At 71.5% G+C, this 23,750-nt stretch carries 23 protein-coding genes; 6 read left to right on the forward strand and 17 right to left on the reverse strand.

Going from position 1 to position 23,750, the window contains the following annotated elements:
• Nucleotides 1-11: 11 nt before the first annotated feature.
• Nucleotides 12-515: a DUF4282 domain-containing protein gene (locus ACSSS0_RS05610; protein ID WP_487230342.1), complete on the forward strand. Its 504-nt coding sequence runs from the start codon at nucleotides 12-14 to the stop codon at nucleotides 513-515.
• 97 nt (nucleotides 516-612) lie between these two features.
• Here the strand turns inward: ACSSS0_RS05610 and ACSSS0_RS05615 are convergent, their stop codons facing one another.
• The 13 genes from ACSSS0_RS05615 to ACSSS0_RS05675 all read right to left on the reverse strand — a co-directional run bounded on the left by ACSSS0_RS05615 (nucleotide 613) and on the right by ACSSS0_RS05675 (nucleotide 14,028).
• Complete coding sequence (locus ACSSS0_RS05615) at nucleotides 613-1,623, reverse strand: agmatine deiminase family protein (protein ID WP_487231191.1); 1,011 nt, start codon at nucleotides 1,621-1,623, stop codon at nucleotides 613-615.
• Between the two features lie 53 nt (nucleotides 1,624-1,676).
• Nucleotides 1,677-2,639: a nitrilase-related carbon-nitrogen hydrolase gene (locus tag ACSSS0_RS05620; protein ID WP_487230343.1), complete on the reverse strand. Its 963-nt coding sequence runs from the start codon at nucleotides 2,637-2,639 to the stop codon at nucleotides 1,677-1,679.
• A 147-nt stretch (nucleotides 2,640-2,786) separates the two neighbouring features.
• Nucleotides 2,787-3,605 carry a hypothetical protein gene (locus ACSSS0_RS05625; RefSeq protein WP_487230344.1) on the reverse strand — a complete coding sequence of 273 codons (819 nt, stop codon included), beginning with the start codon at nucleotides 3,603-3,605 and terminating at the stop codon, nucleotides 2,787-2,789.
• Nucleotides 3,589-4,200, reverse strand: coding sequence for a hypothetical protein (locus ACSSS0_RS05630; protein ID WP_487230345.1), 612 nt, complete (start codon nucleotides 4,198-4,200; stop codon nucleotides 3,589-3,591). The genes ACSSS0_RS05625 and ACSSS0_RS05630 overlap by 17 nt, the downstream gene beginning before the upstream one ends.
• Nucleotides 4,201-4,285: 85 nt before the next feature.
• Complete coding sequence (locus ACSSS0_RS05635) at nucleotides 4,286-5,584, reverse strand: MCE family protein (RefSeq protein WP_487230346.1); 1,299 nt, start codon at nucleotides 5,582-5,584, stop codon at nucleotides 4,286-4,288.
• On the reverse strand, nucleotides 5,581-6,819 hold the full coding sequence (locus ACSSS0_RS05640; RefSeq protein WP_487230347.1) for an MCE family protein: 1,239 nt from the start codon (nucleotides 6,817-6,819) through the stop codon (nucleotides 5,581-5,583). The genes ACSSS0_RS05635 and ACSSS0_RS05640 overlap by 4 nt, the downstream gene beginning before the upstream one ends.
• Nucleotides 6,816-8,030 carry an MCE family protein gene (locus ACSSS0_RS05645; protein ID WP_435984930.1) on the reverse strand — a complete coding sequence of 405 codons (1,215 nt, stop codon included), beginning with the start codon at nucleotides 8,028-8,030 and terminating at the stop codon, nucleotides 6,816-6,818. Before ACSSS0_RS05645 ends, ACSSS0_RS05640 begins: the two co-directional genes overlap by 4 nt.
• The gene (locus ACSSS0_RS05650; protein WP_487230348.1) at nucleotides 8,030-9,061 is read right to left on the reverse strand and encodes an MCE family protein; all 1,032 of its coding nucleotides are present in this window, start codon (nucleotides 9,059-9,061) and stop codon (nucleotides 8,030-8,032) included. Before ACSSS0_RS05650 ends, ACSSS0_RS05645 begins: the two co-directional genes overlap by 1 nt.
• Complete coding sequence (locus ACSSS0_RS05655; RefSeq protein ID WP_487230349.1) at nucleotides 9,058-10,089, reverse strand: MCE family protein; 1,032 nt, start codon at nucleotides 10,087-10,089, stop codon at nucleotides 9,058-9,060. The genes ACSSS0_RS05650 and ACSSS0_RS05655 overlap by 4 nt, the downstream gene beginning before the upstream one ends.
• On the reverse strand, nucleotides 10,086-11,417 hold the full coding sequence (locus tag ACSSS0_RS05660; protein ID WP_435984927.1) for an MCE family protein: 1,332 nt from the start codon (nucleotides 11,415-11,417) through the stop codon (nucleotides 10,086-10,088). The genes ACSSS0_RS05655 and ACSSS0_RS05660 overlap by 4 nt, the downstream gene beginning before the upstream one ends.
• Nucleotides 11,414-12,277, reverse strand: coding sequence for an MlaE family ABC transporter permease (locus ACSSS0_RS05665; RefSeq protein ID WP_487230350.1), 864 nt, complete (start codon nucleotides 12,275-12,277; stop codon nucleotides 11,414-11,416). The genes ACSSS0_RS05660 and ACSSS0_RS05665 overlap by 4 nt, the downstream gene beginning before the upstream one ends.
• A gap of 10 nt (nucleotides 12,278-12,287) precedes the next feature.
• Nucleotides 12,288-13,058, reverse strand: coding sequence for an MlaE family ABC transporter permease (locus ACSSS0_RS05670; RefSeq protein ID WP_435984925.1), 771 nt, complete (start codon nucleotides 13,056-13,058; stop codon nucleotides 12,288-12,290).
• Nucleotide 13,059: 1 nt separating this feature from the next.
• On the reverse strand, nucleotides 13,060-14,028 hold the full coding sequence (locus ACSSS0_RS05675) for an ABC transporter ATP-binding protein (RefSeq protein ID WP_435984924.1): 969 nt from the start codon (nucleotides 14,026-14,028) through the stop codon (nucleotides 13,060-13,062).
• Nucleotides 14,029-14,179: 151 nt separating this feature from the next.
• On the opposite strand from ACSSS0_RS05675, the gene ACSSS0_RS05680 reads away from it, so the two are divergent.
• Nucleotides 14,180-14,656 carry a DUF4178 domain-containing protein gene (locus ACSSS0_RS05680; protein WP_487230351.1) on the forward strand — a complete coding sequence of 159 codons (477 nt, stop codon included), beginning with the start codon at nucleotides 14,180-14,182 and terminating at the stop codon, nucleotides 14,654-14,656.
• On the opposite strand, the gene ACSSS0_RS05685 is transcribed toward ACSSS0_RS05680, so the two are convergent.
• The gene (locus tag ACSSS0_RS05685) at nucleotides 14,632-15,633 is read right to left on the reverse strand and encodes a hypothetical protein (RefSeq protein ID WP_487230352.1); all 1,002 of its coding nucleotides are present in this window, start codon (nucleotides 15,631-15,633) and stop codon (nucleotides 14,632-14,634) included. The two genes, ACSSS0_RS05680 and ACSSS0_RS05685, sit on opposite strands and share 25 nt — an antisense overlap.
• A 172-nt stretch (nucleotides 15,634-15,805) precedes the next feature.
• Here ACSSS0_RS05685 and ACSSS0_RS05690 point away from each other — a divergent pair, with 172 nt between their 5' ends.
• The 3 genes from ACSSS0_RS05690 (at nucleotide 15,806) to ACSSS0_RS05700 (ending at nucleotide 19,655) form a co-directional block, all read left to right on the forward strand.
• Nucleotides 15,806-17,197 (forward strand): FAD-binding oxidoreductase, encoded by a 1,392-nt coding sequence (locus tag ACSSS0_RS05690; RefSeq protein WP_487230353.1) that lies wholly within the window; start codon nucleotides 15,806-15,808, stop codon nucleotides 17,195-17,197.
• Nucleotides 17,197-18,324 (forward strand): pyridoxal-phosphate-dependent aminotransferase family protein, encoded by a 1,128-nt coding sequence (locus ACSSS0_RS05695; RefSeq protein ID WP_487230354.1) that lies wholly within the window; start codon nucleotides 17,197-17,199, stop codon nucleotides 18,322-18,324. Before ACSSS0_RS05690 ends, ACSSS0_RS05695 begins: the two co-directional genes overlap by 1 nt.
• A 95-nt stretch (nucleotides 18,325-18,419) precedes the next feature.
• The gene (locus ACSSS0_RS05700) at nucleotides 18,420-19,655 is read left to right on the forward strand and encodes an IS30 family transposase (RefSeq protein WP_487230355.1); all 1,236 of its coding nucleotides are present in this window, start codon (nucleotides 18,420-18,422) and stop codon (nucleotides 19,653-19,655) included.
• A 268-nt stretch (nucleotides 19,656-19,923) separates the two neighbouring features.
• Here ACSSS0_RS05700 and rplL read toward each other — a convergent pair whose 3' ends face one another.
• Complete coding sequence (gene rplL / locus ACSSS0_RS05705; RefSeq protein WP_020143277.1) at nucleotides 19,924-20,310, reverse strand: 50S ribosomal protein L7/L12; 387 nt, start codon at nucleotides 20,308-20,310, stop codon at nucleotides 19,924-19,926.
• A gap of 69 nt (nucleotides 20,311-20,379) precedes the next feature.
• Complete coding sequence (gene rplJ / locus ACSSS0_RS05710) at nucleotides 20,380-20,964, reverse strand: 50S ribosomal protein L10 (protein ID WP_020143278.1); 585 nt, start codon at nucleotides 20,962-20,964, stop codon at nucleotides 20,380-20,382.
• Between the two features lie 320 nt (nucleotides 20,965-21,284).
• On the opposite strand from rplJ, the gene ACSSS0_RS05715 reads away from it, so the two are divergent.
• Nucleotides 21,285-22,235 carry a DUF3152 domain-containing protein gene (locus ACSSS0_RS05715; RefSeq protein ID WP_487230356.1) on the forward strand — a complete coding sequence of 317 codons (951 nt, stop codon included), beginning with the start codon at nucleotides 21,285-21,287 and terminating at the stop codon, nucleotides 22,233-22,235.
• Between the two features lie 98 nt (nucleotides 22,236-22,333).
• Here the strand turns inward: ACSSS0_RS05715 and ACSSS0_RS05720 are convergent, their stop codons facing one another.
• Entirely contained in the window at nucleotides 22,334-23,590 is a 1,257-nt protein-coding gene (locus ACSSS0_RS05720; RefSeq protein ID WP_487230357.1) for a choice-of-anchor P family protein, read from the reverse strand.
• Between the last annotated feature and the right edge of the window lie 160 nt (nucleotides 23,591-23,750).

Raw genomic sequence — 23,750 nt, forward strand, 5'->3', positions numbered from 1 at the left:
AGAGGGAAGCCATGTCCGATCCGAACCCGCCCGAGCAACCGTCCTTCAACCAGCCGGCCGGGAGCGACCCGACCACACCGCTCCCGAGCAGCCAGCCCGCCTCGCCCGCTCCGGGTGCTCCGGGTGCTCCGAGCACGCCGGGTGCCGGCAGCACGCCTCCCCCGCCGCCGCCCGTGGTGCCGACCGGTGGGTCGAGCGGCATGTCGAGCATCCCCGACCCCGCGAGGGAGGGCGCCGGCTTCTTCACGGCGCTCTTCGACTTCAGCTTCACGAACTTCGTCACGCCGATCCTCGTGCGCTTCGTCTACCTGCTGGCGACCGTGGCGCTCGTCGCGAGCTGGCTCATCTTCGTCTTCGCCGGCTTCGCCAACAGCGTCGGGACCGGTCTCGCCGCGCTCATCCTCGGCCCGATCTTCGTGATCATCTACCTCGCCGTCATCCGCATGACCCTCGAGTTCTACCTCTCGGTCGTCCGGATGAGCGAGGACATCCACAAGCGCCTCCCCCAGGCCTGACCGCCCGGGCCGCCCGCGGCCCCTCCACGTCGAGTGGGCACTCTCCCCGCGGGGAGGGTGCCCACTCGACGTCTGGCGGGACAGCGCCCGGTCGGCGTCAGAGGGCGGGCTGCTGCTGGGTGATGCAGTGGATCCCGCCCCCGCGGTCGAAGAGCGGCCGCGCGTCGACGCCGACCACCCGCCGGCCGGGGTACGCGTCGGCGAGCACACCGAGGGACGCGTCGTCCTGCTCGTCCTCGAAGGTGCAGGCGATGACGCCGTCGTTGACGACGAGGTGGTTGATGTAGGACCAGTCCACCGGCCCGTCGGCGTCCGCCAGGGTGCGCGGAGCCGGGACCCCGAGGACCTCGAGACGCTCGCCGCGCGCGTCGCGGGCGTCCTCGAGCAGCTCGCGCAGCGCACGCGAGACGGCGTGGTCGGGGTGCGAGGGGTCCTGCTGCTCGTGGAGCAGCACGACGCCCGGGCTCGGGATGGTGGCCACGATGTCGACGTGGCCTCGCGTGCCGAACTCGTCGTAGTCGCGGGTCAGGCCCTGCGGCAGCCAGATGCACGTCGTCGCCCCGATGGTGCGGGCGAGCTCCGCCTCGACGTCGCTGCGCGTCAGGCCCGGGTTGCGGCCCGGGTCGAGCTGGACCGTCTCGGTGAGCAGGACCGTGCCCAGGCCGTCGACGTGGATGCCACCGCCCTCGTTGACGAGGGAGGATCCGATGACCTCGGCGCCGGAGAGGCCGCCGACGAAGGCACCGATGCGGGCGTCGTGCTCCCACGTGGCCCACGACTGGGCGCCCCAGCCGTTGAAGACCCAGTCGACCGCACCGAGCCGCGAGCCGTCGGCCGACCGGACGAAGGTCGGGCCGATGTCGCGCATCCACGCGTCGTCGAGGGCGGCCGGGACGAGCTCGACGTCGGGGTGCAGGTGCCCGGCGGCCACGTCGAGGTCCGCGGGCACGACGACCATGCGGACGGGCTCGAACTCGGCGACCGCGTTGGCCACGGCGGCCCAGGTGCGACGCGCCGCGGCCACCTCCTCGGGGGTCTCGCCGAGCGTGTAGCCCTGGCTCGGCCACGCCATCCACGTGCAGTCGTGCCGCGCGGTCTCCGCCGGCATCACCCAGCCGGGCTCCCCCACGGCCACCCCGGGCTGCGCCGGGAGGGCGTCGGTCACTGCGTCACCTCACGACGGTGCTCGTCGCGCACCGGGGCGGTCAGGGCGGCGTACGAGTCGGGGCGACGGGTCGCGAGGAAGGGAAAGAGCTCGAGCCAGTCGCGTCGCTGCGCGAGGTCGAGGTCGGCGACGAGGACCGCCGCCTCGTCCCGGGGGGCCTGGACGAGGACGCGGCCGTAGGGGTCCGAGACGAACGAGCTGCCGTAGAAGGTGATGAGACCCTCCGTGCCGAAGCGGTTGGGCACGACCATGAAGAGGCCGTTGGCGATGCCGTTGCCGACGATGACCTGCTGCCACAGCGGCTGGGTGTCGAAGTCCGGGTGGTCGGGCTCGGACCCGATCGCCGTGGGGTAGCAGAGCACCTCGGCGCCGCCGAGCGAGTAGAGGCGGGCGACCTCGGGGAACCACTCGTCCCAGCACGTCGGGAGTCCGAGCTTGAGCGACGGATCCTCCAGCGCCACAACGGGGTACGCGTCGTCGGGCGGACCGGGACGGAAGTACTTGTCCTCGTAGTAGCCGGCCGTCACGGGGATGTGGGTCTTGCGGGTGCGGGCCACGACGTCGCCGCTCGGGGCCACGACGACCGCGGTGTTGAAGCCGAGCCCGTCGCCCTCGTCGGCACGCTCGTAGAGCGAGGCGTGGACGTGGACACCGAAGTCGCGGGCCGCGGCGCGGGCGAAGGTCACCGTGGGGCCGGTCTCGAGGTCCTCGGCCGTCGCCGACGGCGTGCCCTCGGGGAGGGTGTCGGCCGGGTATCGCGACAGCGTCAGCTCGGGGAGGAAGACGATCGAGGCGCCCGCTCCGGCGGCCGTCCGGATGCCGTCGCGAAGGGTCTCGACGAGAGCATCCGGGTCGTCGACCCACTCGTGCTGGACGACGCCGACGCGCACGGGCGCGGCCTCCGGCTGGTCGACGCGGGCGAGGGACTCTGGGACGCCATTGGCCTGGATGAGCTTCACAGCGTGCAGTATGCCGCAGCGTCGGCGGTGCGGTCCGGGCCTCGCGCGGGTCCCAGGCTGACCCGCAGGCGGCGCCCGGCTCGCCTCGGTCCCGGACGACCTCGCGGACGCCCGGGACCTTCCCCCTCGTTCCCCCTCTTTCCCCCGTCAGAAGGCGGACAGCTGGCTGACGAGCCAGCGGTCGCCCACCTTCCGCATCGTCGCGATGACCCGGTTCTGGTCGATCGCGGGAGCCTGCTGGGCCTTCGTGGTCGTGGCCTGGTTGACGAACGCCATGACCCGCACGGTCGTCCCCTCGCCGCCGTCGCCGTCGGCGTCCATGACGCCGGCGTCGTAGACCTTGGCCTGCACCGTGGCGTCGTTCTTGACGGCCATCGGCTTGATGTCGGTGGCGGCGACCTTGGTGAACTGGTCCTTGAACGGAGAGGTCAGCTGTGGGGTGACCTCGCCGATGTGCTTGTCGAAGGCGGAGCCGCTGTAGCTGAGCAGGCTCTCCAGCGTGGTCCGGGCCGAGCCCACGGCGGCCGTGCGGTCGGTGTCGGAGACCCCGGGACGCAGGGCGTAGACGAGCGAGGCGGCGAGCAGGGCGAGCGCGAGCGTCGCGCCGATGGCCGAGGCCCAGAGACCGGCCGAGCCGCGCGTGCTCCCGCTCGTCTCCACGTGCTCGGTGTCGGCCCGGGACTCGCGCCCGTGGGCCGAGTCGACCGTGCGGTCGCCGACGACGGCGCCGCGCTCCTCGACGCGGGCGTCGGGGGCGACGGGGGCGACGGGGGCGTCGGGCGCGTTCAGGGGGGCGTCGGCGTTCGTCGTGGCGCCACGGTCGAGGACGGCCGTCGACCGCGCAGAGGCTCCGGCGCCCGGGGACCGGCGGCGGGCGCCGGCCACGCGCTTGCGCGGGCCCGCGGCGGACGCGGCGGACGCGGCGGACGCGGCGAGGGGGCGGCGGGGGTCAGCTGACGAAGTCAAGGGTGCTCACCTTCCAGGCGTCGCCGACCTTCACGAGGTCGAGCCGGAGCCGGTACGTCTTCTTCTCGGGCTTCGGGGTCGAGGCGTTCGAGGTCGGCGCGACGACCCCGACGATGACCTTGGCCGAGTCGTCGTCGCCCGACACGAGCGATGCCTCGGCCCGCTCGACCGTCGAGACGGTCTTGTTGGCGGCGACGACGGGCTTCAGCTGGGCCAGCGTCGACGCGTACTCCTTGCGGAAGGCGCCGGTCGAGTCGTCGAGGACGCGCTTGGTGTCGGCGTCGAACGACGCAGCGTCCATCGTCACGAAGTTGACGGCGATCTGGCGCCCTGCGGCCAGCGCGGCCGCCCGGTTGTCGGCGTCGCGCTGCTGCTGCCACGCCGAGCGTCCCAGGGTCGCCGTCACGGCGACCGCCGCGAGCAGCAGGACGGCGGTGACCGTCCACAGCAGACGCGGGGTGGGACGCCACGTGCGGACACCCCTGAGGCCCGCACGTGGCGCGTCGGGGGGACCGGAGCCCACCGCGGCGTCAGTGAGTTCGTGAGGCTCGCGGGTCTCGCGGGTCTCGCGGGTCTCGCGGTCGGTGGAGCTCACGGGCGACCGCTCGGCTCGCTGCGGCCGCCCGGTCTCCGAGCGGGTGGTGACCATCGTCATCGAGGGGGTTTCCTTCCGTCACCGGCTAGCGGAGCGCCTCCTGCATCATCCAGAGCCAGCTCGTGCCGTTGTCGGTCCGTTCGTCGCCACCGGCCGGAGCGACCGGCGACTGGACTGACAACGAGGCAGGGCTGCCGGAGGTCACGGCCCGGTTGCCGAGGGCGACCGGAGTGGCCCCGAACGACATGGGGTAGCTCTGACCGCTCTGCCCGCCTCGGGTGGGTTTGGGCGCGTTCTGCGCACCGCGGACGTTGGTGCCCGAGCCGCGCGAGGCGGCACAGTGTGCGTCGAGGTTGACCGGCGGTAGGCCCGTGGTGCGGTGCGGGTCGACCTTCGTCGTGCCCTCGTAGCCCGCCTCGCACGCCTTGGGGTCGTCGACGTTGAGGACGAGCCCGAAGTGCGCGGTGCCGTCGCCGGGCACGACGCTGAAGCCACCCGTCACGACGTCGGGGTAGGTGACGAGCAGCTGCTCGATGCCGTCGAGACGCGCCGTCGTCACGTTGCCGATGGTGATGAAGTTGGCGAGGAGCGCGGCCAGGCTCTGCTTGTTCTCCGAGATGAGAGCGTCGAGCTGCTCGACGGCGACGGACCCTCGGTCGAGGACGACGCGCAGGTCGGGGTCGGCCTCCCGCAGGGCGTCGGCGACGTTCGCGAAGCCGGCCACGCTCGTGCGGATGTCGTCCCCGCTCCTCACCTGCGTGTCGAGGACGATCCGCCCGTCGTCGATGAGGCGGGTCGTCTCGGGCAGCGCCTCGGACGCGGCCGTGGTCAGGGCGTCACCCGAGTCGATGAGCCGCTGCAGGTCGGAGCCGCCACCCTTGAACGCCTCGGCCAGCTCGTCGACCGTCGTGACGAGGGCGTCGCGCGGCACCGACGACACCGTGTCGTCGACGTGCTGGAGCAGCTGGTCGATGCGGAGCGGGAACGCGGTCCGGTCGCGCGGGATGACGTCGCCCGATGCCAGGTAGGGTGCCCGGGCGGTGCGCGGCTGGAGGTCGAGGTACTGCTCGCCCACCGCGGAGCGGTTCTCGACGACCGCCTTGGTGTCCTTCGGGACCTCCGTGCCCCGGTCGAGGCGCGCGTCGACGACGACACCGTCGCCCGAGAGGCGCATCCCCTCGACCTTGCCGACGGTGACACCCCGGTAGGTGACCTCGGCACCGACGAAGATGCCCCCCGACTGGGCGAGGTCGGCGGACACGACGTAGCTGCCGCCGGCGATCTTGTCGGTCAGCCCGACGTAGTTCGCCGACAGGATCGCGACGAGCGTGACGGACAGGAGGGCGAAGGCTGCCAGCTGGAGCCGGACGGTGCGGGTGATCATCGGGAGCCTCCCGTGGGGAAGAGCGTGGACCACGAGGCCGCGTCGGCCGAGCCGGCGCCCGAGCCGGACGGGCTCGCACCGAGCAGTCCGCCCGGCAGCGTCGTCGGGAGGGGCAGGCCCGGCACCGACGGCACCGTGACGCTCGGGAGGGGCACCGAGGGCACGGGCACCGACGGCAGCGGCACCGAGGGGAGCGGCGGCCCGGGGACGCCCGGCAGGGTCGGGAGCTTCCCGACACCGAGGTTGCCGGCGATCGTGTCGAGGTCGGTGTCGAGGGTCGCCCAGAGGTTGGTGAAGTCGCCCTTGATGGTGTTCTGGGCGTTGTTGGGGAAGGGGTAGGTCAGGAGCAGCTGGAAGCTCTTCGGCAGGTCGTCACCGGCCTTGTTGAGCTGGCGAAGGATCGGGCTGATGGCCCGGAGGTTGGCCTCGAGGTCGGCCCGCGACCCACGGATGACCCGGGTGCCGACCTCGCCGAGGTCGCGCAGGGCGGTGAGCATGGCCGTGAGCTGCCGACGCTGGTCGGCGAGGATCTTCAGGCCCTTGGGCAGCTCGTCGAGCGCGGCGGCGATCCTGGCCTGGTTCTTCGCCAGGGTCGACGAGAGCCGGTCGATGCTGTCGAGGGCCCGGACGATCTCGCCCTTCTGGGCGTCCAGTCCCCCCACGAACGTGTTGAGTTGCGTGAGCAGGTCCTTGACGTCACCGGAGCGGCCCCGGAGGGCGTTGTTGAGCTCGGCCTCGATGGTCTTCAGCTGTGCGACACCGCCACCGTTGAGCAGCAGCGACATCGCGCCGAGGACCTCCTCCACCTCCGGGTTGCGGCTCGTGCGCGACAAGGGGATGCGGTCGCCCTGCCCGAGGCGTCCTGCGGGAGGCACGTCGGTGGGGGCTGCGAGCGCGACGTACTTCTCGCCGAGCAGCGAGGTCTGCTTGAGCTCCGCCGTGGCGTTGTCGGGCAGCACGACGTCGCCGGGGAGCCGGAGCCTCACCGTCGCGGTCCACCCCGTCACCTGGATGTCCTCGACGGAGCCCACCGTGACCTGGTTGACCTTGACCGACGACTGCGGCACGAGGTCGAGCACGTCGGCGAACTCGGCGGTGACCGTGTACGAGTCGTCGCCGGTGCCGGCGCCACCCGGGAGCGGGAGGTCGTACGCGCTGCAGCCCCCGAGGGCGAGGGAGGCCAGCACGACGACGCTGGACCAGCGTCGGGAACGGGAGCGGACGGCATACGTCATCGGGAGCCTCCGAGCAGTCCGCCGAGGGTGGGGTCGGCACCGCGCAGGTTGACGAGGCCGCTCGACTGCGGAGTGCCTTGCAGCGCAGAGCCGCTCGGCAGCGACGGCAGGGTGGGCAGCTTGGGCAGCAGCGCCTTCTTGAGGGAGTCGCACAGCTTGGTGTTGCCGGTCTGCGTCGGCCCCGTGAGGATCGAGCACACGAGCAGCAGCGGGTCGTCGAGGCCCTTCGCGTTGTTGCGGGTGTCGAGGGTGCCGGTCTCGGGGTGGTAGGCGTTCTGGAGGTTCGACAGGGCGACCGGTGCGTTCTCGAGGAGCTGGGCCAGGGCCTGGCGGTTCTTCGCGAACGCGTCGGTCACGGTGACCGCACGGTCGAGGTTGCTCTTGAGCAGCGCTCGGTTGTCGGAGACGAAGCCGGACACCTCGTCGACCGCGACCCCGAGGCTCTCGAGCGTCGCCTTGAGGTTCTCGCGCTCCTCGCTCAGCTGGGTCGCGACCGTCGCGAGGTCGGAGTTGAGCCGGCGCACCTGCGCGTTGTTCGTCGCGAGCATCGAGGTGAAGGACTGGAGGTTCTTCACCGTGCCGAAGAGGTCGTCGCGGCTGCCGGACAGGGTCGAGAGCGCGGTCGAGAGGTCGTGCACCGTGCTGTTGATCTCGGCGCCGTTGCCGTCGAGGTTGGCCGCGGACGTGCGCAGCAGCTCGTTGAGCGCACCGTCCTTGTTGGCGCCGTCGGGGCCGAGAGCGACCATGAGGTCGTCGAGGCTCTGGGACACCCGGTCGAGCTCGACCGGAACAGCCGTGCGCTCCATGGGGATTCGCGTTCCGGCGGCCAGGGCAGGGCCGGCCTCGTAGACGGGGAGCAGCTGGACGTAGCGGTCCGAGACGAGCGACGGCGCGACGATCGCGGCCTTGGCCGAGGCCGGCACGCGGTACTTCTCGTCGTAGCTGAAGGTGACGTGCACGTGGTCGCCCTCGGGCGTCACGGTGTCGACCTGGCCGACCTTGACGCCGAGGATGCGCACGTCGGACCCCGGGTAGAGACCGACGGCCCGGGTGAAGTCGGCGCTGACGGACGTCTGGCCCTGACGGGGCCAGAAGACGACGGCGGCCGCGACGAGCGCGACGACGACGAGGCCGGTGACGACCTTGCCGAGCACGGTGGCCGGGCCGTGGAGCCGGCCGAACGGCATACGGGAGCCCTGGGGCGCGGGCATCAGCGACCACCTCCGGAGGTGCCGGGAAGGAGCAGGTCGGGCAGCGACGTCCCGGGCAGGGCGAGCCCGGGCGTGCCGACGGGCACGATGAGGTTGGAGACCCACGTGTCGAACCAGCGTCCGGTGCCCAGGGTGTTGGCGTAGACCCTCGTGAAGGGCGCCATCGCCTGGATCGTCTTCTGCAGGTCGGCGTCGTGCTCCTGGAGCATCCTGAGCGTCTTGTCGAGCTCGGCGAGCGCCGGCCTCAGCTGTGCCCGGTTGTCGCGTGCGAGGCCGGTCAGCTGCTTGGCGAGCGCCGAGGTGTTGCGGAAGAGCGTGCGGATGTCGTCGCGACGCTTGACGAGCTCGACCATGAGCAGGTCCGCATCCTTGATGAGCGTGCTGACCTGCTGGTTGCGGCTGCGGACCAGGCCGGTGACGCTGTTGGCCCTCTGGAGCAGGGAGCCCAGCTCGGCGTCGCGGCTCGCCACCGTGCGCGAGAGGCGGGACAGGCCGTCGAGCGTCGCCTTGACGTACTGCGGGCTGTCCTTGAACTCCGTTGCGATGACGGTGAGGGACTTCGCCAGCTGGTCGGTGTCGATGCGCTCGGTCGTCGTCGTGAGGTCCTGGAAGGCGTTGATGACGTCGTAGGAGCTGACGGTGCGCGCGACGGGGATCTGCGCGTCCGCGTCGAGCTGGCCCTGGCCCTTGGGGTCGAGCGCGACGTACTTCTCGCCGAGGATCGTCTTCATCCGGATCGAGGCGCCGGTCTGCGGACCGAAGCTCGCGTCGTCGGTGATGGTGAAGTCGACACGGACGTGGCCGTCCTCGAGGTCGACGCCGGTCACCTTGCCGACCTTGACGCCGGCGATGCGCACGTCGTCGTCGGGCTTGATGCCGCCGGCCTCGGAGAAGGCGGCGCTGTATGCCGTCCCGCCGCCGATGAGCGGAAGGCTGGATGCGTTGAACGCGAGGTAGAGCAGGACCGCGATGACGAGCAGGCCGATCGCACCGATCGGGACCGGGTTGCGCTCTCGGAAGGGGATGCTCATGACTGGCACCTCGCTGACGAGACGTCGTAGGTGGGGCTCACGCCCGGGAGGATCGGGCTCCTGGTGTCGAACTTGCAGAGGTAGAAGTTGAACCACGACCCGTAGGTGGCCGTGCGCGTCAGGGTCGCGATCCGCCCCGGCGCACCGGTGATGAAGTCGTCGAACTCCTTGACGTTGGCCGGCTTGTTGAGCGTCGTGGCCAGGGTGCGCAGCTGGGCGACGTCGTCCTTGATGAGCGGGCGCGTCGAGACGAGCAGGTCGGCGGTCTCGTCCGAGAGGGTGTTGATCCCGGACAGCGAGCGCCCGATCGTCTCGCGGTCGGCCGCGAGGCCGCTCGTGAAGCGCTGGAGCTGGTCGATGAGCGAGAGCAGCTGCTGGTCGTGGGCGTCGACGGTGCCGAGCACGGTGTTGAGGTTGTCGATGGTGCGCCCGATGACGGCGTCGCGGTCGGCGATGGCCGACGTGAGGCTGGCGGTCTTGGCGAGCAGGGTGTTGAGGTCGCCACCCTCGCCCTGCAGCGTCTGGATGAGCAGGCCCGAGAGCTCGTTGACGTCGCTCGGCGACAGCGCGGCGAAGAGCGGCTTGAAGCCGTTGAAGAGGACGGTGAGGTCGAGCGCGGGGTGGGTGCGCGAGAGCGGGATCGTCGAGCCGTCGGCGAGCGGCGCAGGCGCGCCGGTGCCCTGGCTCAGCGCGAGGTAGCGCTGGCCGACGAGGTTGCGGTACTTGACCGTCACCTCGGTGCCCTTCGTCAGCACGGAGCTCTTGAGCACGGAGAAGTCGATCTCGGCGGTGGCGCCCTCGGACGTCGCGTCGTGGGCGACCCGCACGTCGGTCACCTCCCCGACCCGGACCCCGGCGATGCGGACGTCCTGACCGGCGATGACGCCCGTGGCGTCGGTGACGACGGCCGTGTAGGTCGCCTTGGAGCCGAGCTGGATGTTGGCGATGGTCAGCGCGAGGATGCTCGTCGCGAAGAGGGTGACCGCCGCGAAGACGAGGAGCTTGACGAGTGAGCCCTTGACCTTCATCGGGTGCTCACCACCGTGCCGCGCATCATCGGCCCGGCGAGCAGGGTCCGGATGCCGCTCGCGCCGGCGTCTGACGGCTGGCCGTCGCGGTCGAGGAGCGCTCCGACGACGCGCTGCTCGTCGACCGTGCCGGCGCTGCCGGAGTCGGCCGCGGAGGCGTTGCCGAGCAGCGCCTGGGGCACCGCCGAGAAGGGCGTCGCGTCGCTCGCGGGCTGCGTGCCGTCGTCGAAGTGGTTGCCGGCGAAGGGGTTCGCCTGCGAACCGTCGGGCGACGGGAGGCCGTAGCAGTGCGGCCCGCGCTTGTCGTCCCAGCGCGGCTCCTCCCCCGGCTCGTACGGCTTGCGGGGAGGCACGACCTCGAGGGTGATGTGGAAGGTGCCGCCCGCGAAGGCGGCGTTGGCGCGCGGGAGCCAGTTGACGAGGCCCGAGGCCACGCACGGGTAGACCGGGGAGTACTCGGCGAGCAGCTGGAGCGTGGGCTTGCTGACCTGGCCGACCTGGATGATGCGCTCCTCGTTGTCACGCAGGAAGCCGGCCGCCTCGTTGGCGAACCCCGCCGTGCCGACGAGGAAGGCCGCGAGCTGCTGGTCCTTCTCGACGATGGTCCTGTTCGTGACGCGGAGCGACTCGGTGAGGCGGAAGAAGTCGGGAGCGACGCCGGCGTAGAGGTCGGCGGTGTCGGCGAGCAGGGAGATGTCTCGCTGGATCGTCGGCATGCTGGGGTTGAGCGCCTTGAGGTAGCGGTCGACGAGCACGAGGTTGCGGCCGATCTGGTCGCCGCGGCCGTCGAGCGTCGTCGACAGCGCGTTGAGCGTCGTCGCGAGCTTGGCCGGCTGCACGGTGCGCAGCAGCGGGTAGAGGTTGTCGAGGACCGTCTCGAGCTCGATCGACACCCGGCTGCGGTCCTGCGGGATCGTGTCGCCGGCCTCGATGGGCCGGGCGTTCGACGTCGCCGTGACGAGGTCGACGTAGCGCTCGCCGAAGAGGGTCTTGGGCAGCAGCCGCGCGCTGACGTTCGACGGGATCTTGGCGACCTCGTCGGGCTGGAGCGCGAGCTCGAGCCGCGCACCCGTCGGGGTCGCCTCGACGTGGCGCACCTCGCCGACGAGCAGACCGCGGAGCTTGACGTCCGAGCTCTCCTGGAGCTGGCTGCCGAGGCGGTCGGTCTCGAGGGTGACCATGACCACCGGCGTGAAGCGCTTCTGGAAGGAGGCGATCGCCAGACCCACGAGCAGCGCCAGCACGACGAGGAAGACGATGCCGTACGCCTTCACGCCGATGCGCCAGCGCGTGAGCTGGGTGAGGGGCCCGGGACTGGTGTCGCTCATCCGGCGATCCTCACGCTCGTCGTGGCTCCCCAGATGGCGAGGGACAGGAAGAAGTCGACGATGTTGATGGCGACGATCGACGTGCGCACCGCGGTGCCGACGGCGACGCCGACACCGGCCGGGCCGCCCGACGCGGTGTAGCCGTAGTAGCAGTGGATGAGGATGATGACGACGGCGAAGACCATGACCTTCGCGAACGACCAGAACACGTCACCCGGTGGCAGGAACAGGTGGAAGTAGTGGTCGTAGGTGCCCTCCGACTGCCCGAAGTACGCCGTCGAGATGAAGCGCGTGGCGGCGTACGAGCTGAGCAGGCCGAGGACGTAGAGCGGGATGACGGCGATGAAGCCGGCGATCATGCGGGTCGTCACGAGGAAGGGCAGCGACGGGATGCCCATGACCTCGAGGGCGTCGACCTCCTCCGAGATGCGCATCGCACCGAGCTGTGCGGTGAAGCCGCAGCCGACGGTGGCCGCGAGCGCCAGCCCCGCGACGAGCGGGGCGATCTCGCGGGTGTTGAGGTAGGCCGAGAAGAAGCCGGTGAAGGCCCCGGTGCCGAGCTGCTCCAGCGAGGAGTAGCCCTGCAGGCCGACCTCGGTGCCGGTGAAGAAGGCGAGGAAGGCGATGACGCCCACCGTGCCGCCGATGACCGAGAGTGCGCCGGTGCCGAGGGAGACCTCGGCCAGCAGCCGGATGACCTCCTTCTTGTAGCGCCGCAGCGTGCGCCCGCTCCACGCGAGCGAGCGCACGTAGAAGCGCATCTGCTCGCCGAGCGAGTCGAGCGCGCGGGAGGGCCGGCTCGCGAGGTGGAGCAGCCGCTCCGTGCCCGGTCGAGCCAGGTTCTGGGTCTTCGTGGCCATCGCCCTCTCCTCAGATCTTCTGCGGGACGACTTGGAAGTACACGGCCGTGATGACGAAGTTGACGACGAAGAGCAGCATGAAGGTGATGACGACGCTCTGGTTCACCGCGTCGCCGACACCCTTCGGGCCACCGCCGGCGTTGAGCCCCTTGTAGGCCGCGACGACCGCCGCGATGGCCCCGAAGATCAGCGCCTTGATCTCGGCGGTCCAGAGGTCGGGCAGCTGGGCCAGCGCCGTGAAGCTCGCGATGTAGGCACCGGGCGTGCCGCCCTGGACGATGACGTTGAAGACGTAGCCGCCGACGACGCCGACGACCGACACGAGCCCGTTGAGCAGGACCGCGACGAGCATCGAGGCGAGGACGCGCGGCACGACGAGACGCTGGATCGGGCTGATGCCGAGCACCTCCATGGCGTCGATCTCCTCGCGGATCTTGCGCGAGCCGAGGTCGGCGCAGATCGCCGAGCCGCCCGCGCCTGCGATGAGCAGCGCCGTGACGATGGGGCTCGCCTCGCGCAGCACGGCGAGGACGCTCGCCGCGCCGGTGTAGGACTGGGCTCCGAGCTGGCGCGTCAGGGTGCCGAGCTGGAGGGCGATGACCGCGCCGAACGGGATGGAGACGAGCGCGGTCGGCAGGATCGTGACGCTCGCGATGAACCACGCCTGCTGGATGAACTCCTTGACCTGGAACGGTCGCTTCGGCATGGCCCGGAACACGTCGAGCGCGAGCGCGAAGAGCGAGCCGGACTGGCGCAGGGCGCCGGTGAAGGGTGCGGCCACGTCAGCTCGCCCCCACCCGGACACCGGGGATGCCGGCGTTGCGCGACTCGAACGAGCCGGGTGGCGGGGTGATGCCGTTGTCACGGCACCATCCGCCCGCGGGGCGCTCGGCGCGACGCGGCTTGCCGTCGCTCGTCGGGAGCTGGAGGGCGATCGGCGGTAGGGGCGGCAGCTCCTGGCCGGACTCTGCGGCGAGCTCGTCGGCGTCCTTCTCCTCCGACATGCCGATCGGGCCGATCGTCTGCGCGTTGAGGAACTGCCGCACGACCGGCTCCTCGGAGCTGAGCAGCATCTCGCGCGGCCCGAACATCGCGAGGTGCTTGTGGTAGAGCAGGCCGATGTTGTCCGGCACCGTGCGGGCCGTGTTGATGTCGTGGGTGACGATGAGGAACGTCGCGTCGATCTGCGCGTTGAGGTCGACGAAGAGCTGGTTGATGTAGCTCGTGCGCACCGGGTCGAGACCGGAGTCCGGCTCGTCGATGAGGAGGATCTCGGGGTCGAGCACGAGGGCACGGGCCAGCCCGGCGCGCTTGCGCATGCCGCCGGAGATCTCGCCCGGCAGCTTGCCCTCGGCACCGGACAGGCCGACGAGGTCCATCTTCTCGGTCACGATGCGCCTGATCTCGGCCTCGGTCTTCTTCGTGTGCTCGCGCAGCGGGAAGGCGACGTTGTCGTAGAGGGTCATCGAGCCGAAGAGGGCACCGTCCTGGAAGAGGACACCGAAGAGCTTGCGCACCTCGTAGAGGTCGGCCTCGCGCAGGCGGGTCAGGTCACGTCCGTTGATGACGATCGACCCGGCGTCCGGCTTGAGCAGGCCGACGAGCGTCTTGAGGAAGACGGACTTGCCGGTGCCCGAGGGCCCGAGCATGACCGAGATCTCTCCCGCGGGAAGCGTGAGGGTCACGTCCCGCCAGATCGTCTGCGATCCGAAGGTCTTGGTCAGACCTGTCACCGCGATCTCCACACCCATGTGGCATCCACCTATGTCTTCCTGGCCGTCTCGACTCGGCTACGGGGGAAACGAGGGCGCCGGGCGGAAGTTACGCGCGAGTTGTGTTGCGAGGGTCCGGAGCGCTCCCCGACGGCTAACCTGTGCGAGTCATGTGGAGCCAGGAGGATGCATGCGGGCAGAACTGCGGCCGTCACAGGTCGCGCCGGGGGCGGTGCTCGAGGTCGAGGGCAGCACGTACCGTGTCGTCGGGACCGTCCGCTTCGACCTCGCCGGCACGCGGTGGGGCGAGCACTGCATCACCTCGTCGGGTCCGCGGGAGTGGCTCTCTCTGCAGCCGCGTGGCGACGGGTGCGTCATCCACTGGCGCTCGCGTGACGACCTCTACGGCGACCCCGACCACGCCGGCATGAGCCTCGACGGCCGCGACTGGACCTTGCTCGAGGCCGGGTCGCTCACGTACACCGCCGAGGGCGACACGGGCCTCGGGGCGACGGGCACCTGCGAGTTCGTCGAGTTCGTCGCGACGGACTCGGCCGACGCCGTGCTCGTCTACGAGAGCTTCGACGGAGGCATGTGGGAGATCAGCGTCGGCCGCCTGGCCGACCCCGCGAGGGTCCGCAGCTACCGCGAGGTCTCCGGGGACTGACCTCGGTCGTGCGTGGCGGTGACCTCATGGGTCACGGAGTCCCCGTCGACGCGCAGGGTGACCGCGGCGACCCGGTCGGCCCCCTCGAGGGCCGCGAGGCGCGCGAGCACGTCGGCGAGCCGGGCGAAGGTGTCCTGGCTGGGCACCGGCGCCTGCCCGTCGGCGTTGCCCGACAGCCCGGTCAGCCGGTGGTCGGCGTCGATGGTCAGGGCGGCGGTCATCCGCTGGACCGGGGCCCCGCGCTGCTCCTCGATGCCGTGGCGCAGGGTGGTCGCCAGCTCGTCGAGCAGCGCCGAGGACGTATGCCGTCCGGCGGCCTCGTCGTGCGAGGTGACCTCATCCGTCGGCTCGGTCTGGGGCTCGCTCTGGGGCTCGGCCGTGGCCCGAGGCGTGTGTCCCTCGCTGAGGAAGCCGATCGCAGCGAACTCGATCTTGCCGAAGTCGACCTCGGCGTCCCGGGCCAGCGAGTTGTCGATGACGTAGGCGAGGTTGACGGCGAGGTCGCGCATGCCGGGGTGCAGCTGCTGTCCGACGAAGCGGGCACAGAGCAGGAGCGCGTGCACGCGCACCATGGTGCGGCCCTTGCGGTCCCGGACCTGCTGCTCCGCCTCGACCCGACGCAGGTCGAACCCGTCGCGGGGGTAGAAGTGCAGCGGCCGCTCGAGGACGAGGAGCGAGTAGTCAGGTCGGTCCGAGCCCGGCATGAGCCGGTAGAGCTCGCCGTTGAGGGGCAGCTGCCACTCGAGCTCGGCCGGCGCGGCGTCGAAGCGGGTCACGCACACGAGCGGGCCGTAGCGGCCCGTCGGACTGGACGCGTCCGTCGTCGGCGCCTCGGGCACCGGGGCGGCCGGCGCTGCCTGCGCGGCGGGCGGCGCTGACGGCGCTGACGGCGCTGACGCACCCGGGACCGTGGTGTCGGCAGCGGCGTCCGCACCGTCGTCAGCAGCGGGCCTGAAGGTGCGCGACAGCCATCCCATGCGGGCAAACCTACCGGGACCGGTCGACGGATCGGCGGGGCGTGGCCGCAGCACGTCCCGGTGGCGGCGTCCGGGGGCAGGACAGGGGGCTCGTGCGTGTCCTGGCGGGACGGCATACGTCATCGGCTCGCCCGGGACGCGCCGCGCGGCCGGTCGTGGTTACGGTGGTCCGGTGACGACAGTGAGCAAGGACGCTCCCGACCTGCGCGCCCTCGAGGGACTCGCCGAGTCCCTGACGCCCGGTGCGCTGCTGACCGAGCCCGACAGCGTCGCGGCCTACCGCTTCGACTACACGGCCGACGCCGGAGCCGGAGTGCCGCTCGCCGTGGTCCGCGCCACGAGCGCGGCCGACGTGCAGGTGACCGTGCGCTGGGCCGGCGAGCACGAGGTGCCCGTCGTCCCGCGCGGTGCGGGCAGCGGTCTCTCGGGCGGCTCGAACGCCATCGACGGCTGCATCGTGTTGAGCCTCGAGCGGATGCGAACCGTCGAGATCGACCCGACGACGCGCACAGCGGTCGTCGAGGCCGGCGCCCTCAACGTCGAGGTGAAGCGGGCCGCGGCCGAGCACGGGCTCTGGTACCCGCCCGACCCGTCGTCGTTCGAGATCTGCTCGATCGGCGGCAACGTCGCGACCAACGCGGGCGGCCTGTGCTGCGTCAAGTACGGCGTCACGACCGACTACGTGCTCGGCCTCGACGTCGTCCTCGCCGACGGGACGCTCGTGCACCTCGGCGGCCAGCGCGTCAAGGACACCGCGGGCCTCTCGCTCGTCAAGCTCTTCGTCGGCAGCGAGGGCACCCTCGGCATCGTCACCCGTGCGACGCTGCGGCTCGTCCCGGCCCAGGCGCCGCCCGCCACCCTCGTCGCCACCTTCGACACCGTCGAGGACGCGGCGCGGGTCGTCGTCGCCATCGGCAACACCCTGCGGGCGTCGATGATGGAGCTCATGGACCAGGCGTCGGTCAACGCCGTCGAGGACCACCGCAGCATGGGACTCGACCGCGGGGCCGGTGCCATGCTGCTCGCCCAGTCCGACGCCCCGGGCGCGGCCCGCGGCGAGGAGATCGCCGTGATGGAGCGCCTGTGCCAGGACGGCGGCGCGCGGGAGTGCTTCACGACGACGGACGCCGCCGAGGGCGAGATGTTCGTCGCGGCCCGACGCGCCGCGATCGTGGCCATCGAGCGCCGGGGCGCGATCATGCTCGAGGACGTCGGCGTGCCCGTGCCACGCCTGCCCGACCTGCTCACGGGCATCGCCGAGATCTCCCGCCGCCACGGCCTCGAGATCCCCGTCGTCGCCCATGCCGGCGACGGCAACACGCACCCCGTCATCGTCTACCCCGCCGGCGACGCCGACGCCGGTTCCCGCGCAGCACAGGCCTTCTCGGAGGTCATGAGCCTCGCCATCGGGCTCGGCGGCACCATCACCGGCGAGCACGGCGTCGGCCGGCTCAAGCGGGCCGCCCTGCCCGAGCAGCTCGGGCCCGACGTCATGGCCTTGACCCACCGCATCAAGAACGCCCTCGACCCGCAGGGCATCCTCAACCCCGGAGCAGGATTCTGATGACCGCGACGCCGCCCATCACCACCCGTCGTCCGATCGCCGACCGGCACCTCTTCGGCCCCGGCCCGTGCAACCCCTACCCCGAGGCGACGCTCGCCCTCGCGGCGCCCCTGCTCGGGCACCTCGACCCCGACTTCCTCGCGATCATGGACGAGACGTGCGACCTGCTCCGCCACGTCTGGGGCACCGACAACCGCCGCACCCTCCCCCTCTCGGCGACAGGGTCGGCGGGGATGGAGGCCGCCTTCGTCAACACCGTCTCCCCCGGGGACGTCGTCGTCGTGGCCGTCAACGGCCTCTTCGGTGAGCGCATGGTCGACGTCGCGGGCCGCCACGGCGCGGAGGTCGTCCGGGTCGACCACGACTGGGGCACGCCCGTCGACGCCGAGCGCGTCGCCGCCGCCCACCCGTCCCCCACGATCATCGCCGCGGTGCATGCCGAGACGTCCACGGGCGTCCGCTCCGACATCGCCGCCCTCGGTGCGGTCAAGGGCGACGCGCTCCTGCTCGTCGACGCCGTCACGAGCATCGGTGGCATCGAGCTGCGCGCCGACGACTGGGGCATCGACATCGGCTACGCCGGCACCCAGAAGTGCCTCGGCGTCGCCCCCGGGCTCGCGCCCTTCACCATCAGCGACCGCGCCTTCGGCCGACGCGTCGAGAAGCCGTCCTCCTGGTACCTCGACCTCGGCCTGCTCGGCGGCTACGTCGGTGAGGCCTCCGGCTCCGGCAAGCGCACCTACCACCACACCGCCCCCACCGCGATGGTCGCGAGCCTCCACGCAGGCCTGCAGCGCATCGCCGACGAGGGCCTCGAGAAGGTCTGGGACCGCCACGCCGAGGCCGGTCGCCTCCTTCAGGACGGCCTCGAGTCGATGGGGCTGACGCTCTTCGCCGCCGAGGGCGCCCGCCTCCCCGAGCTGACGACGGTCCGGGTCCCGGACGGCGTCGACTCGGCTGCCGTCCGCGGCTACCTCCTCGAGCGCCACAACCTCGAGATCGGCGCCGGGGTGGGCGAGTTCGCCTCCACCGTCTGGCGGATCGGCCTCATGGGCCACAACGCCCGCCCCGACCGCGTCGCCCTCGTCCTCGCAGCCCTGAAGGACGCCCTGGCCCACGCCGCCTGACGGTCGTCGCTGCGCGGAAGTGCCCACTCGACGTTCGGAAGTGAGGGCGGTCTCAGATCGTCTGCGCAACACGGATGTCGTGTGGAGGCGGGACGATGGCTGGTGGACTGAGGAGGTATTCGCTATCTCAGCGGGAGCAGGCGTTGGGGCTGCTCGAGCAGGGGCTGTCGGGGCTGGAGGTCGCCCGGCAGGTCGGGGTGGACCGGTTCGCGGTGGCCCGGTGGGCCAAGGTGGCCGGCATGAGGATGCGGATCGGACCGGTCGGTGGGATGGTCAACCCGACCTTGGCGGCGCCGTCGGTGCGCGGTGACTTCACCGACCCGCGGGGCCGGTTGACCGAGGCCGGTCGGGGCCTGATCGCGCTGCGGCTGCGTGAGGGCCGGTGCCCGGCCCGGATCGCGGCCGAGCTGGGCGTGCACCGCTCGAGCGTGACCCGGGAGCTGCACCGCAACCGCGTCGCCGGGGTGTACTCGGTGCGGGTCGCGCAGGCCCGCACCCGCGCCAACCGGGCCCGTCCCCAGCCACGGAAGCTGGACCGGCCCGAGCACGCCGCGCTACGCGCGGTCGTCCTGCACGGGTTGACCTCGCACTGGTCCCCGCAGCAGATCCAGGGCGAGCTGGTCCTGCGCTTCCCGGACGATGAGTCCATGCGGATCTGTCACGAAACTCTCTACCAGGCCCTCTACGTGCAGGGCCGCGGCAGCCTGCGCGCCGAGCTGGCCCGGGAGAAGGCGCTGCGCAGCGGGCGCACCTCGCGGGTGCCGGCCTCGAAGCTGGCCGCCCGGCCCCGGGGGAAGTCCTGGGTCGGGGACGCCGCGATCACCGCCCGCCCGGCCGAAGCGGCCGACCGCGCCGTTCCCGGGCACTGGGAAGGCGACCTGGTCATCGGCGCCCGCGGCTCCAGCGCCGTGATCACGCTGGTCGAGCGGGCCACCCGGTACCTGATGCTCGCGCGGCTGCCGGGCCGGCGCGACGCTGCCACCGTCACCGACCTGCTCACCACGATGATCACCACGCTCCCGGCCCACCTGGCCAAGACCCTGACCTGGGACCAAGGCGCCGAACTGGCCGACCACGCCCGGTTCACCGTCGCCACCGACTGCACGGTCTACTTCTGCGACCCGCACTCGCCCTGGCAACGCGGCACCAACGAGAACACCAACGGCCTGATCCGCGAGTTCTTCCCCAAAGGCACCGACTTCACCACCGTCCCCGACGAGGAGATCACCCGCGTCGAGCAGCTGCTCAACACCCGGCCCCGAGCCACCCTCGGCTTCCAGACCCCCGCCTCTAAACTCAACGAACTACTCACCGTTGCGCACACGCCCTGAAACCGCCGAGCACCCGACGGGAGTGACTGAGCACTCGACGGGAGGGCGGGGGGCGTGGCGGTGCTCGCGGCATCGGCGGCGGGCCGGTGCGCTGGGGGCGAGCATGCCGGCACACGCCCGCCGACGCTCCACGCCGCGAGCGTCGTCACGCCCCGCGACCGCGACCCAGCCCCGCGACCGTGCCATCGAAGACCGCGAAAGGCGGGCCCGACCAGAGGTCGGACCCGCCTTCGCGGTACAGCAGTGATCCCGGCTGAGCCGGGTCAGATCACTTGAGCTCGACGGTGGCGCCGGCGCCCTCGAGCTGCTCCTTGGCCTTCTCGGCCGCAGCCTTGTCGACACCCTCGAGGACGGGCTTGGGGGCGCCGTCAACGAGGTCCTTGGCCTCCTTGAGGCCGAGGCTCGTGAGCGCGCGGACCTCCTTGATGACCTGGATCTTCTTCTCGCCCGCGGCGGTGAGAACGACGTCGAACGAGTCCTTCTCCTCCTCCTCGACGGCGGCAGCGCCGCCACCGGCAGCGGCGGCAACCGCGGCAACGGGGGCAGCAGCGGTGACCTCGAAGGTCTCCTCGAACTGCTTCACGAACTCGGAGAGCTCGATGAGGGTCATCTCCTTGAAAGCGTCAAGGAGCTCGTCGGTGCTGAGCTTCGCCATGGTGGCTTCCTTCCTAGATATTGCCGTGAGTGGCGTGTTGTTGAATCGAGCTGGTGCGCAGGAGCGCGCTCAGCTCTCGTCGCCACCCTCGGCGACGTCGGTGGTTGCCTCGTCGGCGGCAGCCGGCGTGGCGGGACCCTGCGCCTCGACCTTCTGGCGCAGGGCGTCGACCACGCGGGCCGTCTGCGACAGAGGAGCGACGAAGAGGTAGGCGGCCTTGTTGAGGGAGCCCTTCATGGCGCCCGCAAGCTTGGCCAGGAGAACCTCGCGGGACTCGAGGTCCGCGAGCTTCGTGATCTCCTCGGGGGACAAGGTCTTGCCGTCGAGGACGCCAGCCTTGATCACGAGGAGGGGGTGTGCCTTGGCGAAGTCACGCAGACCCTTGGCCGCCTCGACCGGGTCACCGGTGATGAAGGCGATGGCCGACGGGCCCTGGAGGTGACCGTCGAAGGCCGTGATACCGGCCTCCTTGGCGGCGCGCTCCGTGAGCGTGTTCTTGACCACGGCGTAGGTGGCGTGTTCCCGGATCGAGGTGCGCAGCTGCGAGAGCTGGGCCACGGTCAGACCGCGGTACTCGGTGAGAACGGCCGCACCGGACTCACGGAACTTGTCCGCGATCTCGGCAATGGCAGCCGTCTTCTCGGAGTTCGCCATCTGGGCCTCCTTCCCTTGCGTGGTGCCGCCTGTCGAAGGGGCCCGGAGGGCCTGCACGAAAAGAGCCCCGGCGCAGGGCGCTCGGGGCTCGCAGCGACATACTCGAGGTATGCCGTGAGGCTGAGTGTCCTGCGCTGGCTGCCCGCATCGTGCGGAACCTTCGGGAGATCGTGGTTGCCCACGCCCTCCAACCGGCGGTCATTGGTCGTGGACCACAGTACGGGCACGACCCGCCCCGGACCAAATCGAGCAGGACGGCCGTCGGCGGGTCCGACGCCCGATCCCCCACCGCACCGGGTACGTGACCTACCGTGGCACCCATGGCGAGTGGCAGCGCAGTCCGCCGCCCGACCCCCGCACAGCGGCAGGCGTTCCGCCGCCGCCGGACGTGGGCGGGTCTGGCCGTCGTGCTGTGCGTGGCCGCCGACCTCTGGGTCGTGACGTCCGCGGGTGCCGGTGAGCCGATCCCCGAGGGAGCGGTCTCGCGGGCGTCTCGCGCCGCGATGGCTGCCGGGACGGCGCCCGCGGTCTCGATCGACCAGGTCGAGCGGGTCCCCGACGCCGCGACCGACTCGCAGGTCGGCGGCGCCTCGTCGTCGGGCTCGTCGGGCTCGTCGGGACAAGCGAGCACGACGGGTGGCGACGACGCGACGTCGGGCGGCGCGAAGAGTGCCGCGAGGCACGACGGCAAGGACGACTCGGGCGAGGTCATCGAGTCGGGGTCCGGCAGGTTCACGGTCGTGTCCATGCCCGAGAAGGCCCTGCGCCCGGCGCCCACGACCGGGCGCACGGTGCGCTACACCGTGGAGCTCGAGGGCGGTCTCGACATCAGCGCTCAGGACCTCGCGACCACGGTGGGGACCGTGCTGACCGACCCACGGGGCTGGCAGGCGAAGGACGGCGTCCGCTTCGTCGACGTCTCCCCCGCCGCTGCGGCCAAGGGCGCCCCCGTCGACCTGCGCATCACGCTCGCGAGCCCCGACACGACCGACAAGCTCTGCGCACCGTTGCAGACCCGCGGCCAGGTCAGCTGCCACAACTCGGGCCGGGTCGTGCTCAACCTGCGCCGCTGGGTGCTCGGCGCGAAGGCCTACGGCACCGACATCGCCGGCTACCGCACCTACCTCGTCAACCACGAGGTCGGCCACGGGATCGGGCACGCGCACGCCTACTGCGGCGGCACGGGCAAGGTAGCCCCGGTGATGATGCAGCAGACGTACGGCCTCAAGGGCTGCACGGCGTGGCCCTGGCCGACTCCCAAGCCGGCCTGACTCTCCGTCCGCGCTGCCACCAGCGAGAGCCTTACCCACTCAGGCGAGGGGCCGCGGTCGGCGATGCCGGCCGCGGCCCCGTCACGGGCGTCGCTGCGTCAGAGCAGCGAGCTCGCGGAGTAGCCGACCCGCACGACGGAGCCCGTCGGCAGCGAGCCCAGGACCCGGTCGGTGACGGCCTCGATCATGACGACCTCGACCGACTTCGCCGTGCGCGTCACCTTGTGCAGGGTGACGCGGCCGAGGCCAGGCACGGTGAGGACCGTGTTGGGCTTGACCGACGACGTGATGGCCGGCAGTCCCGCGATGCGCAGCCCGACGAACCGCGAGGCGTCGGTGGTGACCGGGGTCGCGCCGGCACTGGTCTGGGCGGCCGAGGTGTCGGCGACGATCGTGTCGGCGCTGATCAGGCCACTCAGCACACGCGGCGCCCCGATGGTGGTCTTCACCTGGCTCCGTCGGGACGTGGCCGTGATGGTGGAGAGGACGTCGGTGGTCGTCGTGCCGGACGACACGACTCCCGGCACACCTGCGGTGGCCACCGTCGCACGCCCCGAGCCTCCCGTGCACGGGGGGTACGCGAGGGCGGTGCGGCTCGAGGCCACGGCGCCGTCGGCGAGGTTGGCCGACGTGGCGTAGCCCATGCCGGAGACGAGGCCCAGGACCGGGCGCGACAGCGAGGTGTTGGCGACATCCACGTCGATGCGCGACCCGATCGGCAGACCGAGGGAGTTCTTCGCCGTGATGACGACTCGCAGGGCGGTCGTGCCGACCCGCCAGTCGTTGCCGGAGAACGCCTTGGTCTGAGTGTTGAGGTAGACCGTCGCGAGGGCCGCACCGGTCGACGTGCGCAGCGTGATGGCCGAGTTCGGGGCTGGGCTCGCGTTGAGGGCTCGGCCGCCGATCTTGAGGCCGAGCAGCTCGGAGCGGTTGCCCCCGGTGTAGGCACCCGACGTGCTGAGGTTCGCCGTGCTGGCGGCCGTGACCGCGTCGGCCCGGACGAGACCGCCGAGGAGGTTGACCGCTCCGGTCGTGGCCGTGGAGCGGCTGGTTCGGTAGGCCGACGTCGTCGAGGTCGCAGCCGACGTGCGCGTCGCGCCCACCGAGCCGACCGCCGGCACGGTGACGGTGGCCGTGGATCCGGTGACCGTGCGGCCGAAGGCGGTCGTGCAGCCGATCGAGGCGAGGGCCGTGGGCCCGGAACGCACGAGGCCTCCGACGACGACGTAGGTGCCGTAGGCGGAGGCCGAGACCCCGACTGCCGGGGCGGCTGCGGATGCCGGTGCGGCACCGAGAGGCGCGGCCATCGCGGAGATGGCCGCCGCCGCGAGGACCGCGGTGAGTTTCCTGTTCATGGTCGAGCTCCTGTCATCGATGCCCTGCTCATCGATCCCCTGACCGATGTACTGCTTCCAACGAGGCAGCCCCGCGGCGTGTTATGGGCAGAATGCGGGGATCACAAGGTTTGTGTGCTAATGGAGCCTTTGCGGTTTCAACCACCTCTCAGGCGCCAGG

It is taken from the genome of Terrabacter sp. R4-6 (assembly GCF_057529065.1).

Coding starts and splice junctions, on each gene's coding strand:
- ACSSS0_RS05610 (WP_487230342.1), top strand. CDS start 12: ATGTCCGATCCGAACCCGCCCGAGCAACCGTCCTTCAACCAGCCGGCC.
- ACSSS0_RS05615 (WP_487231191.1), bottom strand. CDS start 1,623: ATGCCGGCGGAGACCGCGCGGCACGACTGCACGTGGATGGCGTGGCCG.
- ACSSS0_RS05635 (WP_487230346.1), bottom strand. CDS start 5,584: ATGATCACCCGCACCGTCCGGCTCCAGCTGGCAGCCTTCGCCCTCCTG.
- ACSSS0_RS05640 (WP_487230347.1), bottom strand. CDS start 6,819: ATGACGTATGCCGTCCGCTCCCGTTCCCGACGCTGGTCCAGCGTCGTC.
- ACSSS0_RS05645 (WP_435984930.1), bottom strand. CDS start 8,030: ATGCCCGCGCCCCAGGGCTCCCGTATGCCGTTCGGCCGGCTCCACGGC.
- ACSSS0_RS05650 (WP_487230348.1), bottom strand. CDS start 9,061: ATGAGCATCCCCTTCCGAGAGCGCAACCCGGTCCCGATCGGTGCGATC.
- ACSSS0_RS05655 (WP_487230349.1), bottom strand. CDS start 10,089: ATGAAGGTCAAGGGCTCACTCGTCAAGCTCCTCGTCTTCGCGGCGGTC.
- ACSSS0_RS05660 (WP_435984927.1), bottom strand. CDS start 11,417: ATGAGCGACACCAGTCCCGGGCCCCTCACCCAGCTCACGCGCTGGCGC.
- ACSSS0_RS05665 (WP_487230350.1), bottom strand. CDS start 12,277: ATGGCCACGAAGACCCAGAACCTGGCTCGACCGGGCACGGAGCGGCTG.
- ACSSS0_RS05675 (WP_435984924.1), bottom strand. CDS start 14,028: ATGGGTGTGGAGATCGCGGTGACAGGTCTGACCAAGACCTTCGGATCG.
- ACSSS0_RS05680 (WP_487230351.1), top strand. CDS start 14,180: ATGCGGGCAGAACTGCGGCCGTCACAGGTCGCGCCGGGGGCGGTGCTC.
- ACSSS0_RS05685 (WP_487230352.1), bottom strand. CDS start 15,633: ATGGGATGGCTGTCGCGCACCTTCAGGCCCGCTGCTGACGACGGTGCG.
- ACSSS0_RS05695 (WP_487230354.1), top strand. CDS start 17,197: ATGACCGCGACGCCGCCCATCACCACCCGTCGTCCGATCGCCGACCGG.
- ACSSS0_RS05700 (WP_487230355.1), top strand. CDS start 18,420: ATGGCTGGTGGACTGAGGAGGTATTCGCTATCTCAGCGGGAGCAGGCG.
- rplL (WP_020143277.1), bottom strand. CDS start 20,310: ATGGCGAAGCTCAGCACCGACGAGCTCCTTGACGCTTTCAAGGAGATG.
- rplJ (WP_020143278.1), bottom strand. CDS start 20,964: ATGGCGAACTCCGAGAAGACGGCTGCCATTGCCGAGATCGCGGACAAG.
- ACSSS0_RS05715 (WP_487230356.1), top strand. CDS start 21,285: ATGGCGAGTGGCAGCGCAGTCCGCCGCCCGACCCCCGCACAGCGGCAG.
- ACSSS0_RS05720 (WP_487230357.1), bottom strand. CDS start 23,590: ATGAACAGGAAACTCACCGCGGTCCTCGCGGCGGCGGCCATCTCCGCG.